The sequence below is a fragment of the Pseudolabrys taiwanensis genome, from assembly GCF_003367395.1.
GTDB classification, from domain to species: Bacteria; Pseudomonadota; Alphaproteobacteria; order Rhizobiales; family Xanthobacteraceae; genus Pseudolabrys; species Pseudolabrys taiwanensis.
Genome location: NZ_CP031417.1, coordinates 4,808,434 through 4,823,306, shown reverse-complemented (window position 1 = coordinate 4,823,306; position 14,873 = coordinate 4,808,434). Strand labels below are relative to the sequence as shown.

11 protein-coding genes are annotated in these 14,873 nt (G+C 64.2%); 1 reads left to right on the top strand and 10 read right to left on the bottom strand.

Annotated features, from left to right (window positions below; translation table 11 throughout):
* Positions 1 to 98: 98 nt before the first annotated feature.
* Positions 99 to 1,439 (bottom strand): lytic murein transglycosylase, encoded by a 1,341-nt coding sequence (locus DW352_RS22910; protein ID WP_115693496.1) that lies wholly within the window; start codon positions 1,437 to 1,439, stop codon positions 99 to 101.
* A gap of 181 nt (positions 1,440 to 1,620) precedes the next feature.
* On the opposite strand from DW352_RS22910, the gene galU reads away from it, so the two are divergent.
* Positions 1,621 to 2,502: a UTP--glucose-1-phosphate uridylyltransferase GalU gene (galU, locus tag DW352_RS22905; protein ID WP_115693495.1), complete on the top strand. Its 882-nt coding sequence runs from the start codon at positions 1,621 to 1,623 to the stop codon at positions 2,500 to 2,502.
* 157 nt (positions 2,503 to 2,659) lie between these two features.
* Here galU and DW352_RS22900 read toward each other — a convergent pair whose 3' ends face one another.
* From DW352_RS22900 to DW352_RS22860, 9 genes are all read right to left on the bottom strand, one after another.
* Positions 2,660 to 4,402 carry an outer membrane beta-barrel protein gene (locus tag DW352_RS22900; protein WP_162827139.1) on the bottom strand — a complete coding sequence of 581 codons (1,743 nt, stop codon included), beginning with the start codon at positions 4,400 to 4,402 and terminating at the stop codon, positions 2,660 to 2,662.
* Positions 4,403 to 4,664: 262 nt separating this feature from the next.
* Positions 4,665 to 5,696 carry a ferrochelatase gene (gene hemH, locus DW352_RS22895; RefSeq protein WP_115693493.1) on the bottom strand — a complete coding sequence of 344 codons (1,032 nt, stop codon included), beginning with the start codon at positions 5,694 to 5,696 and terminating at the stop codon, positions 4,665 to 4,667.
* Between the two features lie 134 nt (positions 5,697 to 5,830).
* On the bottom strand, positions 5,831 to 7,063 hold the full coding sequence (locus tag DW352_RS22890) for a phenylacetate--CoA ligase family protein (RefSeq protein WP_115693492.1): 1,233 nt from the start codon (positions 7,061 to 7,063) through the stop codon (positions 5,831 to 5,833).
* Positions 7,064 to 7,082: 19 nt separating this feature from the next.
* Positions 7,083 to 7,925, bottom strand: a complete 843-nt coding sequence (locus tag DW352_RS22885) for an ABC transporter ATP-binding protein (protein WP_115693491.1) — start codon at positions 7,923 to 7,925, stop codon at positions 7,083 to 7,085.
* 148 nt (positions 7,926 to 8,073) lie between these two features.
* Positions 8,074 to 9,399: an ABC transporter substrate-binding protein gene (locus tag DW352_RS22880; protein WP_115693490.1), complete on the bottom strand. Its 1,326-nt coding sequence runs from the start codon at positions 9,397 to 9,399 to the stop codon at positions 8,074 to 8,076.
* A 77-nt stretch (positions 9,400 to 9,476) separates the two neighbouring features.
* Positions 9,477 to 10,553, bottom strand: a complete 1,077-nt coding sequence (locus DW352_RS22875; RefSeq protein WP_115693489.1) for a branched-chain amino acid ABC transporter permease — start codon at positions 10,551 to 10,553, stop codon at positions 9,477 to 9,479.
* Positions 10,554 to 10,653: 100 nt separating this feature from the next.
* Positions 10,654 to 11,637, bottom strand: a complete 984-nt coding sequence (locus DW352_RS22870) for a branched-chain amino acid ABC transporter permease (RefSeq protein WP_210209883.1) — start codon at positions 11,635 to 11,637, stop codon at positions 10,654 to 10,656.
* A gap of 193 nt (positions 11,638 to 11,830) precedes the next feature.
* Complete coding sequence (locus tag DW352_RS22865) at positions 11,831 to 12,634, bottom strand: ABC transporter ATP-binding protein (protein WP_115693488.1); 804 nt, start codon at positions 12,632 to 12,634, stop codon at positions 11,831 to 11,833.
* Positions 12,635 to 12,833: 199 nt separating this feature from the next.
* Positions 12,834 to 14,798 carry an AMP-binding protein gene (locus DW352_RS22860; protein ID WP_425374671.1) on the bottom strand — a complete coding sequence of 655 codons (1,965 nt, stop codon included), beginning with the start codon at positions 14,796 to 14,798 and terminating at the stop codon, positions 12,834 to 12,836.
* Positions 14,799 to 14,873: the final 75 nt, after the last annotated feature.

The window sequence follows — 14,873 nt, the reverse complement described above, 5'->3', positions numbered from 1 at the left end:
ACCGCCTGAGGCGGGCCGATGCCAGCGCCCATGGGCCAATAGCACGCCAAAAATGTCAACTCGAAGGTGGCGCCCTGGTTACCCTGCCTAAGGCGCGGCTATCGCGCCCTGAGCTGTTCCAGCACGCTGGCGGAGGCAAAGCCGTCCGGCACATGGCCGAGCCGGGCCTGGAAATCACGAATCGCCGAGCGGGTGCGGGCCCCCAGCCGGCCGTCCGGTTCGCCGACGTCGTAGCCGTGACGCGCCAGCAGCTCCTGCAGCTCCAGCCGCTCCGCGCGCGTCAGCACCTTCTCGTACCGCGGCCAATCCTGGACGAAGGGGCCGCCGCCGCGCAGCCGGTCCGACAGATGCCCGATCGCGAGCGCATAGGCTTCGGCCGGGTTGTACCTCATGATGGCCCGGAAATTCTCCAGCATCAGGAAACCGGGGCCTTGCACGCCGGCCGGTACCAGAAGAAACGCCATGTCGTCGCCACGCGGAAAGGGCTGACCATTGGCGCGCAGAATTCCGTGCCGCTGCCATTCACGCAGCGACATGCGTCGGCGGTTCTCTGCCAGAAGAAAATTGAAATTCGCCGGCACGACCACTTCGTAGCCCCAGGTCTGGCCCGGCACCCAGCCATTCTTCTTCAGATTGTTGGCCGTCGAAGCAATGAGATCGGGCATGGAGTCGATGACGTCACGACGCCCGTCGTGATCGAAGTCGACCGCATAACGCTTGAAGGCGGTCGGCATGAACTGCGTCGGCCCGAATGCTCCGGCCCATGAGCCCACCAGCTTTTCCGGCCGCACGTCGCCGTGCTGCAGAATTTCCATGGTCGCGAGAAACTCGTCACGGAAATAGGCCTGACGACGACCAATGCAGGCGAGCGTCGCGGTCGAGCGCAGCACGGGCCTGTCGCCGGCGATCGTCCCGTAATTCGTTTCGACACCCCAGATCGCGGCAATGACGTAACGGTCGACGCCATAGGCGCGCTCCGCCGCGTCAAAGGTCGCGCGATGCTTCTCGAGGATCTCACGCCCTTTCCGAATGCGCTCGTCGGTGACGAGCACGTCGAGGTAATCCCAGAACGACTTTGTGAATTCCGGCTGATTGTCGAGAAGATCCATGATCCGCAGATCGGGCGTCAGCGGCGCCGTAAACGCCTGATACGTGTTGCGGCTGACACCCCGACGCGCGGCCAAAGGCCACATGCGTTCGATGCAGGTATGGAAGTTGGCGGCGCCGGAGCGAATGGCTGCGGCATCCATCTGCGGGTGGCCGGATGCCCCCGATTCGCCGCTCCAGACCGGCGCTGCCGTTCTTGCGACAGATTTTGCAGGCCCAATGCTGCCTGTTGGACCCGAATAGAGGTCTGCGCGTTGGGTCTGGGCTGTCGCGGTGGAGCATGCGGTTACCGCAAGCGCCGCCGCAATTAGATGAATATGGCCCCTTCGCATGCCGATCTGCTTGCTCGCTTCCCGCCTCGGAGCCCCTATGGAAACCGCGATATCGTTTCGACGCCGTTAATCACGCGGCCCTAGTTACCTTACGACCCCGGTCCGCTGGACCTCAGAGTTCCAGCGTGCTTTCTCGTCCCAGAACCCGTGGCAAATTCCGTCACCAACCATCATCGAGCGAATGACGCGCATCCGCAAAGCCATTTTCCCTGTCGCCGGTCTCGGAACCCGGTTCCTTCCCGCCACCAAGGCCATGCCCAAGGAGATGTTGCCGGTCGTCGACCGGCCACTGATCCAGCACGTGGTCGACGAGGCGCGCGAAGCCGGTATCGAGCATCTGGTGTTCGTTACCGGCCGAAATAAGGCCGTCATCGAAGATCACTTCGACCGACAGTTCGAACTCGAAGTCACCTTGGTCGAGCGCCACAAGAAGGCGGAACTCAAGCTGCTCGAAGAGAACCTGCCGCCGGCCGGCACGGTGAGCTTCACGCGTCAGCAGTCGCCGCTTGGCCTTGGCCACGCGGTGTGGTGCGCGCGAGAACTGATCGGACACGAGCCCTTTGCGCTGCTGCTGCCGGACGTGCTGGTGCAGCATCCGCGCGGCTGTCTCGCGCAGATGATGGATGCCGCGGCCCATCTCGATCCCAAGGCCAACATCATCGCCGTCGAGGAAGTGCCGATGGATCGCGTGCACATGTACGGCGTGGTCGGCGTCGGCGAGACGAAAGGCAAGGCATTCTCGATCACGAAGATGGTCGAGAAGCCGAAGAAAGCGGAAGCGCCCTCCAATCTGTCGATCACCGGCCGCTACATCCTGCAGCCGGAGATCTTCGATATCCTGGAAAACCAGGCGACCGGCGCCGGCGGCGAAATCCAGCTCACCGACGCGATGGTCGCGCTGGCCAAAGCGCAACCGTTCTATGGCCTGAAGTTCGAAGGCCGCAGCTATGACTGCGGCTCCAAGATCGGCTTTTTGGCCGCCAATGTCGCCTACGGCCTGCAGCGCGCCGATCTTGCCGACGAACTCCGCAGCGAGATCAAGCGGCTGGTCGGAGAGAAGTAACCGGCGCCGTCATCCTGAGGGAGCCGCGCCCGTTTTAGTCGGTGGGCGCGCCACACACGCCGCCCATTCCCGCGAAAGCGGGAATCCAGGGGCACCCGTGCAAAATTGAATTTGTGCGCTCGTCCCGCTCTCGCGCGGACGAGCGGTCAATCCAAGATCACTTCTGCAGCCGCAGCCCCAACATGAAAATGCTGGCATTGTAATCGACGCCCGTGACGTTCGAGCGCAGCCAGAGCTGCTGGAATTCGCCCTTCACCTGCACATTGCGGTCGATCTTGTAGGTGATGCCGAGGCCGAACGAATAACGGTTATCGATACGGTCGGTGATCGTCTGGGTCGTCGTTGTCGTGGTGGTCGTCGTTGCCGGCGTGCAATCGCAAATGGTCGTGGTGGTGCCGGTCGAGGTCTCGATGGCGCCGTTCTTGTAGGTGTCGACACCGAAGCCGAGCTTGAGGCTGCCGATCAGCCATTGCCGGAAGGCGTGATCGACCTGCACGCCGACGTCGCGATAGAAGACGCCGGACACGCCGGGAATGGTCGACTCGCCGATGGACGACGCGGCCGTGAGTTTCACCGTGGTGAGCGCAGTCGCCTGCCAGATCAGCGATGCATTGCCGATCAACCCGCTGAGATCGGACAGCCGCGGGTCTTCATAGGTGCGCTTCACATAGCCGACCGAAACGTCGCCGGTGAGCAAACGGGTCATCTCGAACGTGGCGCCGACGCTTCCGGTCACGCCGCGCGAGTCGCGCTGATAGCCGAAGAAGTCGGCATTGAGGTCGTGCTTGCGGCGGTCCATGCCGACTTCGACGAAGGGCTTCAGACCGGGCGACAGTTCGTAGCCGCCGCGCAGCCGCCCGCCATATTGATCGTAGTTGCGGTCTTCGTTGCTGGCGGTCGAGCCGTCGAGCAGCTTGGAGTCCTGGTAGGCGGTGCGATCGATATCGCCTTTGATCGAGACGTCGAAGCGATTGAACTTCTGCCCCAGCCCCGCCGTGCCGCCGACTGTCGTGTAGATCGGCAGCTTGTCGATGCCGGCGGGAAGATTCGGGCTGTTCGGATTGTCCGTCGCGACCAGCAAGCGGCCCGCGAGATCGATGCGTGTCGCATGCGTGACGTCGACACGGCCGTCGACCTTGCCAATGAAGTTGGGGCGGCTGAGCGTCGGCGTCTGGTCCGGCGAATAGCCCGTATAGGTGCCGCGCAGATCGGCTTTCAGCTCGTGCCGCGACCAGTTCGACTGCGCCCGGAATTCGGGCGCGACAGTGTAGAGCGACGCGCCCTTGGCATTAGGACTGCGGCCGGGATTGGTGTCGTAACCGCCGATGAGTTCGACGGCGGGGAAGAGATCGAAGCTGCCGGCGCGCAGGCCGAGCGGCGCGTAAGGGTCCACGACCGCGGGCAGCTTGCGCTTTGGCAGCGGTCGCCGGATCGGGCCGATCTCCGGTTCGGGCGGCGAACCCGGGGCCTGCGCATAAGCGCCCTGCCCCGTTTTCGGCGGTGTCTGATAAGGCGAGGCGGGAAGCGGCTGCGGCACGCCTGGGGCGATCGCGCGGGCGTCGTCCACGGGCGCCGTCGTCGTCGCCGTGCTGCTGCCGGTGCGCGCGGCGCGCGGCGGCCGAGACTTGCGGCTGTTGGTGGAGTCAAAGCCGGTGCGGCCGGCACCCGATGCCGGCGGCGTGAACACCGACGACGCCGGTGCCTGCGCAAACGGCGCGCGATTCGAACGCTGAAAAGTCGGCAGCGGCTTGCGCGGATCGGATTGCAGCCTGGGCGCCAGCGGATCCGTCGGCGCCACCATCACCTGCGCGAACGCGCTGCCGCTCCCCCCGGACCAAACGGTCACGAGCAGGCAGGCGCCAGACAGCGCCACCTTCAGGGGAAAACGAATGCGCGGCACGTCCGCCGTAAGCCTCCTTTGGCCAGCGGCGGGGCACGCAATGGACGCGCACCCACGCCGCCGGCGGGAAGTGGTTAACGGACGCTAAAACGGGATGGTTAACGAGGGGTTGATGTTCTTCATCCCTCCCCCGCGTGCGGGGAGGGGTGGCCAGCGTCAGCGAGCCGGGTGGAGTTGTCGGGCCGTGATCGTTGCCCCACCCCGCCCGCCTTCGCTCACGCTTGGCGGACGACCCTTCCCTTTCGGGGGAGGGATAAGAGGCTCAGAGCCAGCCCATCAGTTCCCGGCCGACCACGTCGCTAATCACGGCCATGCCGGCATCGGAGTCGTTCAGGCAGGGGATGTGCGCGAAGTTCTCGCCGCCGGCCTCTTTGAAGATATGCGCGTTCTCCATCGCAATCTCTTCCAGGGTCTCCAGGCAATCCGAGGCAAAGCCCGGCGTAATGACAGCGAGGTTCTTCACGCCCTTCTCGGCGAGGCCCTTCACGGTCATGTCGGTATAGGGCTTGAGCCATTCCGCCGTGCCGAAGCGCGACTGGAAGGTCATCATCAGCTTGCTCTCGTCGAGCTTGAGGCGATCGCGCAGCAGCCGCGTCGTCACCGCGCATTGACAGTAATAAGGATCGCCTTTGTGCAGATACTCCTCCGGCATGCCGTGATAGGAGGCGACGATCACATCCGGCTTGAACGGCAGCTTCGTCAGCCCCTCCTCCAGCGACGAGGCAAGCGCCTCGATGTAAGCCGGCCGGTCGTAATAGGCGGGCGCGACGCGCAGCGCCGGCTGCCAACGCATGGCGGCGAGCGCATCGAACGCTTTGTCGGCGACTGTGGCGGTCGTCGCCGCGGCGTATTGCGGATAAAGCGGCACGATGAGGATGCGGTCGCAGCCGGCCTTCCGCATCGCCTCGAGACGCGAGGCGATCGACGGATTGCCGTAGCGCATCGCCCAGTCGACCAGGATGCGCGCATCGCCCGCGTAGGCCGCCGCCAGCTTCTCCGCCTGCGACCGCGTGATGGTCTTGAGGAAGGACTCGTTCTTGTCCTTGTTCCAGATCTTGTCGTAGTCGCGGCCCTTACGGCCCGGCCGCACCGTGAGGATGATGAGATTGAGGATCAGCCACCACTTGACGGGATTGACCTCGATCACGCGGCGGTCGGACAGAAATTCCTTGAGGTAGCGCCGCATCGACCAGTAGTCGGTCGCGTCGGGCGTGCCGAGATTGACCAGCAGCACGCCGATGCGGCGCGGCGGGAGAGCCGGATGGCCGGGCGGTTTGAGGGATACGTCGCTCATGGCCGCTATCAGCGGGAAATGGCGGATGGGGTCAAGATGGCACCGTCATGCCCGGCCTTGTGCCGGGCATCCACGCCTTCACGGCCGAACGGCACAAAAGACGTGGATGGCCGGGACAAGCCCGGCCATGACGATCATGAAACAGGCCGTTCGTCGGCGATCACCTTGCCGTCGTTCGGCAGCGAGCCGGGCGCGACCAGCTTCACCGCGCCTTTGAGCTTGGTCACCGATTGCAGCGTATCGCCGACCGCGCTTTCCAACGCCGTTGCGGGCGCGTCGCATTCCGCGATCAGCGTCATCGTGTCCTGCTCGGAATCGCGGCCGACCACGAGCCGCAGCCGCTTGAGCTCGGGATGGCGCGCACCGACGTCGGCCACCTGCTTGGGGTGGACGAACATGCCCTTCACCTTCGCCGTCTGATCGGCGCGGCCCAGCCAGCCTCTGATGCGCCGGTTGGTGCGGCCGCAAGGCGACGGCCCCGGCAGGAACGCCGAGAGATCGCCGGTGGCGAGACGGATCATCGGATAGTCTGCGTTGAACGAGGTGACGACCACCTCGCCGACCTCACCCTCGGTCACCGGCTCGCCGGTGCCCGGCCGCACGATCTCGACGATCAAGGTCTCGTTGCAGATCATGCCCTCGCGCGCGCTGCTCTCGTAGGCGATCACGCCGAGCTCCGCCGTGGCGTAGCATTGCAGCACCTGGACGCCGCGGCGGCCCAGTTCGTCGCGCAACGACGCCGGCAAGGCCGCGCCCGACACCAGCGCGCGCTTGATCGACGATGCGTCCTTGCCGGTCTTATCCGCGGTATCGAGCAGGATCTTCAGGAAGTCGGGCGTGCCGACATAACCGCTCGGCTTGTAATGGGCGATCGCGTCGAGCTGCTGCTCGGTATTGCCGACGCCGCCGGGAATGACGGCACAGCCGAGCGCGAAGGCGCCCTCTTCCAGCATGTAGGCGCCGGGCGTGAGATGGTACGAGAAGGCGTTGTGCACGATATCGCCTGTGCGGAAGCCGGCGGCGAACAATGCGCGCGCGGCGTTGGCGTAGTCCTTGCCGTGACCTTCCGGCTCGAACAAAGCGCCCGGCGACATGTGCAAGCGTTTGGCCTTGTTGGCCGGCGTCAGGTTGAAGCCGCCGAACGGCGGATTCTCCTTCTGTAAGGCGGCAAGATCGGACTTGCGCAGCACCGGCAGCGTGGCGAGCGCCGCGCGCGACTCGATGGCCTTCGGATTGACGCCGGCGAGGTGCTTGGCCCAGCCGGGCGCCTTCAGCGCGCGGACGAGAATCTGCGGCAGCGCCGATGCCTCGCCGCGCGCACGCATCGCGGGGGACCGGGTTTCCAGAGAGTCGTAATGGTCGGTCATGGGCACTTTCGTCTTGTTGTCACGCCAGCCAGCGCTTGCGGCGCCGGTAATGCTTGCCTTCGCGGAAGCTCTTGCGACGGCCTTCCGATATGCCGAGATAGAACTCCTTGACGTCCTCATTCTCCGACAACGACCGCGCGTCGCCATCCATCACCACGCGGCCGTTCTCCAGGATGTAGCCGTAGGTCGCGTACTTCAGCGCCATGTTGGTGTTCTGCTCGGCGAGCAGGAACGACACACCTTCCTTGGCGTTCAGGTCCTTCACGATCTCGAAGATCTCTTCGACGATCTGCGGCGCGAGTCCCATCGACGGCTCGTCGAGCAGGATCATCTTCGGCCGCGACATCAACGCGCGGCCGATGGCGCACATCTGCTGCTCGCCGCCCGAAGTGTAACCGGCGAGCGAATTCTTGCGCTCGGACAGGCGGCGGAAGTAGCCGTAGACCATGTCCATGTCGCGCTTGATCGCGGCGCTGCCGTCGCGGCGCGTGAAGGCGCCGGTCAGCAAATTCTCTTCAATGGTGAGATGGCCGAAGCAATGGCGGCCTTCCATCACCTGGATGCAGCCGCGCCGCACCAATTCGTTCGGCGACAGCGCCTGCACCTCGTCGCCGTTGAAGACGATCGAGCCCTTTGTCACCTCGCCACGCTCGGCATGCAGCAGATTCGAGATCGCCTTCAGCGTGGTGGTCTTGCCCGCGCCGTTGGCCCCGAGCAGCGCGACGATGCCGCCTTTCGGCACAGCAAGCGACACGCCCTTCAACACCAGGATGACGTGATCGTAGATCACCTCGATGTTGTTGAGGGCGAGGATGGTCTCCGTCGCGGGGGCAACGCTTGCTGTCGCTGCAGAAGAAGTCACGATCTCTGCCTTTCTTTACCCTCCCCCTTGTGGGGAGGGTCGCTCACCGAGCGGAGCGAGGTGAGCGGGGTGGGGTGATCGCAATCACAACGCCCCCCACCCCGGCTCGCTTACGCTCCATAGCCGATGCGAAGCATCGGCGTTCTGTTCACGACGCCTTGTCACAGGCCTCGGTGCGCTTCGGCCAGCCGGTGTTCTTCTCCACGTACTCCTTCGCCGCGGCGGAGAGCAGCGGGCCGACCTTGGCCATATCCGGCTTGATCGGCTCGGACACCTTGACCCACTTGGTGCCGTCCCATTCCTGCATGAAGGCCGGGAAGTGGCCGTTGTGGTCGGCGCAGGTGAGCTTCACCGGATCGGTGAAGCCGTCGAGGCCGATCTCCTTCAGCCGCGCCTTGTCGACGTCCAGCGTCTCGAGGCCGCGGCGCACGTCCTCGCCCGTCACCACCTTCTTGCCGGTGATCTTCTGCGCGTTGCGGATCGCTTCGGCGATCAGCATCGAGTTATAGACACCGCGATTATAAAGCACCTGGCCGAGATGGTTCTTGTCGGTCTGGGTCAGGTTCTTGTCGGTGACATATTTCTTGATGTCCTGAATCGCCGGGAAGTTCGCGCCCACGGCGTGCCAATTGAGCTCTTTGAAGCCCTTGGCGCCGTCGCCGGCCGACTTCGCGTCATCCTCGCTCGGCCACCAGATCGAGACGAACTTGTCCATCGGATAGTTGATCTTCACGGCTTCCTTGATGGCCGTGGGATTGAGCGCGCCCCAGCCGTACATCACCATGTAGTTGGGACGGTCGCGCCGCACGTTCAGCCATTGCGACGACTGGTTCTGCATCTCGGTCGCCGCGACCGGATAGAGCTTCAAGGTAAAGCCGTAGTCCTTGGCGAACTGCTCGAATAGCGGGATCGGCTCCTTGCCGAAACCGGCGTCGAGATAGATGTAGCCGATCGTCTTGCCCTTGAGCTTGTCCAGCCCGCCTTCCTTGTTGCCGATGTAGCTGAGGATCATGGACAGGCCGTCCCAATAGGTGGCCGGCGGATTGAAGATCCACGGGAAGGTGTCGCCGATCGCGGCCGCCGACAGGCCATAGGCCATCGACAGCACCGGAATCTTGTCGACCGCCGCGCGCGGAATGAGCGGCAGCGTGATGCCGGTGGACCACGGGTTCACCATTACCGGTTTCTTGTCTTTGACGGCCTCGTAGCATTCGAGGCCCTTCTTGGTGTCGTAGCCGGTCTCGCACTCCTCGATCGCCAGCTTGACGCCGCCGATACCACCGTCGCGCTGATTGAGCATTTCGAGGTAGTCGTGCATGCCCTCGGCGATGAAGATGCCGGAGCCGGAGAACGGACCGGTGCGGTAAGTGAACAACGGTACGTAGATGGAATCCTGCGCCGCAGCCGGCAGCGCGGAGACGCAGATCGTCGCCGCCACCAGCGCACCCGCAAGCACGGATGTTCGCAGTCTCATGGGTATCCTCCCTTTATGTTTTCACGCCCGTTTAAGGCGCTCCGCGCATGGCGGAATTTGACGCTCAGTCTGCACTGTCAGTACGGGAATGGCCAGACCCTCAGTTTTTGCTTCGCGATCTGCCAAAGGCGTGCAAGCCCCTCGGGCTCGATGATGAGGAAAAAGACGATCAAGGCGCCGACGGTCATGAACGTCAGATGTTCGACGGTGGCCGGTGCAATCTCGAGACCGACGGCGTTCACGAAACCGCGCAGGATGATCGGCAGGCCGTAAATCAATCCGGCGCCGAAGAACGAACCGATGAGGCTGCCCAGACCACCGATGATGACCATGAACAGAATGAAGAACGACTGGTCGATGCCGAACACGCCCGGCTCGGCGCTGCCGTACCAGAGAAAGACCATCAGCGCGCCGGCGACGCCGCAGAAGTAAGAGGACACGGCGAAGGCCAGGAGCTTGGTACGATAGAGTCTGATGCCCATCAGCTCGGCGGCGAGATCCATGTCGCGCACCGCCATCCAGCTGCGGCCGATACGGCCGTGCACGAGGTTCGACGCGAACCAGGTCAACAAAGTCACGACGCCGAGAATGACCAGATAGCGGACCTGCGGCGTCGCGTTCGGGCCCGTCACCGGAATGCCGAACAAAGTGCGCGTCGGCACCTCGATGGCGCCGGAGATGTTATAATTGACGAGCCACGGCAGGCGCACGAAAGCCCAATCGAGGAAGAACTGTGCCGAGAGCGTCGCCACCGCCAGGTAAAAGCCCTTGATGCGCAGCGACGGCAGGCCGAACAGAATGCCGACGCCGCTGGCGAACAGCCCCGACACCAGAATCCAAATGACGATATTCACCTCGGGAAAGATGCTGGTCAGCTTGTAGCAGGCGAACGCGCCCACCCCCATGAAGCCGCCGGTGCCGAGCGAGAGCAGGCCCGTGTAGCCGGTGAGAATGTTCAAGCCGATCGCCGCCAGCGAGAAAATGAGCAGCGGCACCATGACCACGCTGAGGAAGAAGTCCGACGCCGTCAGCGGCAGCACGACGAAGGCGATGAGCAGGATCAGCGCAAGGCCGATGCGGTCCTGCCGGATCGGGAAGATCGCCTGATCGGCGACGTAGCTCGTCTTGAACTGGCCGGCTTCGCGATAGAGCATTTCAAGTCCCCGTACGGAGGCTAATGGCGGCCGCGCCGCGACCCTTCGAGGCTCGCTGCGCTCGCACCTCAGGGGGACGGCACTGTTCCTTCGTCATCCCTCAAATCCTCTCGATGATCTTCTCGCCGAACAGTCCCTGCGGCCGGAACAGCAGGAAAGCGAGCGCGATGAAGTAAGCGAGCCAGCTCTCGATGCCGGAGCCGAGCAGCGGCCCCCAGTAGAATTCGCCGAGCTTCTCACCGATGCCGATGATGAGGCCGCCGACAATGGCGCCCGGGATCGAGGTGAAGCCGCCGAGGATCAGCACCGGCAACGCCTTGAGCGCGATGATCTGCAACGAGAACGACACCTCCGAGCGTGCGCCCCACATGATGCCGGTGGCCAGCGCGACAATGCCGGCGGCGAACCAGACCACGACCCAGATCTGTTCGAGCGAGATGCCGACCGACAAGGCCGCCTTGTGGCTGTCGGCGACGGCGCGGAGCGCGCGGCCGATACGCGTGCGCTGGAAGAAGAAGCCGAGCCCCGCCACCATGACGGAAACGATAATCACCGCGGCAATGTCGATCTTCTGCAAGCTGACGAAACCGCCGGCCATCTTGATGTCGTAGCTGCCGCTCGGCAGGCCGAGATCGCCGGCGATCATGCGCTTGGGATTGCCGCCGAACACGAGTTCGCCGAGGCCGATGAGGAAATAGGTGAGCCCGAACGTCGCCATGAACAGGATGATGTCGGGCTGATTGACCAAGGGCCGCAGCATCACACGCTCGACCGCGAAGGCGAGGCCGAGCATGACCAGGATCGCAACCGCGAGCGCGAGATAAGCGGCGAGCATACCGCGCGGCACGCCCCAACTGCTCAAGGCCTCGTAGACGCCGACCAAGGTGAGCGCGGCGAACACCACCATGATGCCCTGGGCGAAATTGAACACGCCGGAAGCCTTAAAGATCAGCACGAAGCCGAGGGCGATCAGCGCGTAGAGCACGCCGCCGACGAGCCCTTCCCACAAGGTCTGCACCAACAGATCCGGCGCCGCGCCCATCTGCACGAAGGGATCGATGAGGATTTTGTAGAGGATGTCCATCAACGCCCTCGCCGCTTGCCGCAGCCCCCACCTCCCCCCTTGCGGGGGAGGTCGACCGGCCGCAGGCCGGTCGGGAGGGGGGTAAGCACCAAGCGACGTGCTTGCAGTTTACCCCCCTCCCTAACCCTCCCCCGCAAGGGGGGAGGGAACGATGCCGTGCCTGTCGCGCGCTCTTTGCTCACGTCATCAATCCTCAATGCGCCACACCGAGATACGCATCGATCACCGCCTGATCGCGCTTGACCTCGTCCGGCGTGCCGTCGGCGATCTTGACGCCGTGGTCGAGCACCACGACACGGTCGGACAGATCCATGACGACGCCCATGTCGTGCTCGATCAACGCGATCGTCGTGCCGTAGTAGTTGTTCACATCGAGGATGAAGCGCGACATGTCCTCCTTCTCCTCGATGTTCATGCCGGCCATCGGCTCGTCGAGCAGCAGCAGCTCCGGCTCCATGGCGAGCGCGCGGCCAAGCTCGACGCGCTTTTGCAGGCCATACGGCAGGCGGCCGACCGGCGTGCGGCGGATCTCCTGGATCTTGAGGAAGTCGATGATCTCCTCGACGAACAGCCGGTGCTCGACCTCCTCGCGCATGGCCGGGCCGTAGCGGAAGAGCTGCCAGAAGAAGCCCCGCTTCATCTTCAGCGTACGGCCCGCCATGATGTTGTCGAGCGCGGTCATGCCGCGGAACAACGCGACGTTCTGGAAGGTGCGGCCGATGCCGCCTTCGGCCGCCTCATAGGGCTGCATCTTGGGCCGTGTCTTGCCCTTGAACGTGATGCGGCCCTGTTGCGGCTGATAGAAGCCGTTGATGATGTTCAGCATCGACGTCTTGCCCGCGCCGTTCGGGCCGATGATGGCGCGGATCTCGCCCTTGCGGATGTCGAACGAAACGTCGGTGACCGCTTTGACGCCGCCGAACGCCAGCGACACGTTCTCCACCGCGAGGAGCACGTCGCCGGCCGCAATCTCCGGACCGCTGCTCGGGGCTCTCATGGCAACGCTCCGCCGCGCGCTTCTGCTCCCCTCCCCCCGCGAGCGAAGCGAGTGGTGGGGAGGGGTCGGGGGTGGGGGGGATTCTTGCAGGTGGCAAAGCGCCCCCCACCCCGGTTCATATCGCTATCGCGATATGAACCGACCCTCCCCACCGCTTCGCGGGGGGAGGGAAAGAAAGGCCGGCGTGCGACGGCCCGCGTCATGCCGCCTTCTCCAACGTCGGCGACACCGGCTGCATGTCCCTAATCTTCACCCGCGCCTTGATCACGCCCTTGCGGCCGTCTTCGAACGTCACCTCGGTCGCGATATCGGCCTCGCTCGAGCCGTCGTAGAACGCGGTGATGAGCGGCGCGTAGCGCTCGGCAATGAAGTTGCGGCGCACTTTCTGTGTCCGCGTCAGTTCGCCATCGTCGGCATCGAGTTCTTTATGCAGGATCAGGAAGCGCCTGATTTGCGCGCCCGCCATCATCTTGTCGGCGGCGAGCGAGCGGTTCACCTCGGCGACGTGTTTCTCGAGCATGTCGTAGACGAGCGGATGACCGGCCAATTCCTGATACGAAGCGTAGACGACGTTGTTGCGCTCGGCCCAGCTGCTCACCGCGGTGAGATCGATGTTGAGCATCACGCAGACGAAATCGCGCTTGTCGCCGAAGGCCACGGCCTCCCGGATATTGGGGAAGAACTTGAGCTTGTTCTCGATGTATTTCGGCGCGAACAACGTGCCGTCGGTGAGCTTGCCGACGTCCTTGGCGCGATCAATGATCTTGAGCTGCTTGGTCTTCTCGTCGAAGAAGCCGGCGTCGCCGGTCTTGACGAAACCGTCGGGCGTCAGCGCCTCGGCGGTCTTCTCGGCATCCTTGAAATAACCGGTGAACATGCCGGGCGACTTGAACAGCACCTCGCCATTGTCGGCGATGCGGATATCGACATTCGGGCAGGCCGGGCCGACCGTATCGGAGTAGATGGCGCCGTCCGGCTGCGCGGTGACGTAGAGGAACGCCTCGGTCTGACCGTAGAGCTGCTTCAGGTTCAGGCCGATCGAGCGGTAGAAGGCGAACAGATCCGGACCGATCGCCTCGCCGGCGGTGTAGGCCGTGCGCACGCGCGTGAAGCCAAGCACGTTCTTGAGCGGCCCGTAAATGAGCAGATTGCCGAGCCCATAGAGCAGCCGCCCCTGCAGCGGCACCGGCTCGCCGTTGAGGATGCGCTCGCCATAACGCCGCGCGACGCCGATGAAATAATGGAACAGCTTACGCTTGAGGAGGCCGGCGTCCTCCATGCGGATCATCACGCGCGTCAGCAGCAGTTCGAGCGTGCGCGGCGGCGCGAAGTAGAAGCTGGGACCGATCTCGCGCAGGTCCGCCATCGCCGTATCGGCGCTTTCCGGACAGGCGAGACAAAAACCCGCGACCATGCCTTGCGCGTAATTGAGATAGTGGTCGCCGACCCAGGCCAGCGGCAGATACGCGAGCGCGACATCCTGCTCGGTCAGATGATCGAACGCCACCGTATCGGACGCGGCCTTGATCGAGCGCTCGTTCGACAGCACCACGCCTTTCGAGGTGCCGGTCGTGCCGGAGGTGTAGAGGATGATGGACGGATCGGACCCCTTGCCGGCGGCAATTTCGTCATCCAGCCACGCGCGCGCCGCGGCATCTTCGGCCAGCGCCTTGCGGCCGTTGGCGATCACACTGTCGATCGCATGCAAGCGGGCATGGTCGTAGTCGCGCAGGCCGCGTGGCTCGTCGTACAGCACCTGCTCGAGTTTCGGCAGTTGCTCCTGCACCTGCAGGATCTTGTCGACCTGTTCCTGGTCCTCCACCGCGGCAAAGCGCACCTCGGCATGGTTGAGCACAAAGGCGAGTTCGTTGGCGACGGCGTCGGCATAGACCGGCACCGGGATCGCGCCCATCATCTGCGCCGCCATCACCGACCAATAGAGCTTCGGCCGGTTGGCACCGACGATGGCAATGGTCTCGCCGCGCTTGAGGCCGAGCTTGTGCAGGCCCACGGCATAGGCACGCACGATCGCCAGCGTGTCCTGCCAGGTCCAGCTTTGCCAGATGCCCAGGTCCTTGTGCCGCATGGCCGGCCGCGCGCCGTACAGATCGGCGTTGCGGATCAACAGCTTCGCAAACGTATCAGCCTGACCGGCGGCGCCCAACGCCACAGACCCCTCCTCCCAAAGGCCCCGCTTTACCGCGCGGCCGCGTTTCCCCGGCTGTCTCTTTCAGGACAG

Bases quoted from the DNA above. Each gene is read 5' to 3' on its own strand.
- DW352_RS22910 (WP_115693496.1), bottom strand. From the start codon at position 1,439: ATGCGAAGGGGCCATATTCATCTAATTGCGGCGGCGCTTGCGGTAACC.
- galU (WP_115693495.1), top strand. From the start codon at position 1,621: ATGACGCGCATCCGCAAAGCCATTTTCCCTGTCGCCGGTCTCGGAACC.
- hemH (WP_115693493.1), bottom strand. From the start codon at position 5,696: ATGAGCGACGTATCCCTCAAACCGCCCGGCCATCCGGCTCTCCCGCCG.
- DW352_RS22890 (WP_115693492.1), bottom strand. From the start codon at position 7,063: ATGACCGACCATTACGACTCTCTGGAAACCCGGTCCCCCGCGATGCGT.
- DW352_RS22880 (WP_115693490.1), bottom strand. From the start codon at position 9,399: ATGAGACTGCGAACATCCGTGCTTGCGGGTGCGCTGGTGGCGGCGACG.
- DW352_RS22875 (WP_115693489.1), bottom strand. From the start codon at position 10,553: ATGCTCTATCGCGAAGCCGGCCAGTTCAAGACGAGCTACGTCGCCGAT.
- DW352_RS22870 (WP_210209883.1), bottom strand. From the start codon at position 11,637: ATGGACATCCTCTACAAAATCCTCATCGATCCCTTCGTGCAGATGGGC.
- DW352_RS22865 (WP_115693488.1), bottom strand. From the start codon at position 12,634: ATGAGAGCCCCGAGCAGCGGTCCGGAGATTGCGGCCGGCGACGTGCTC.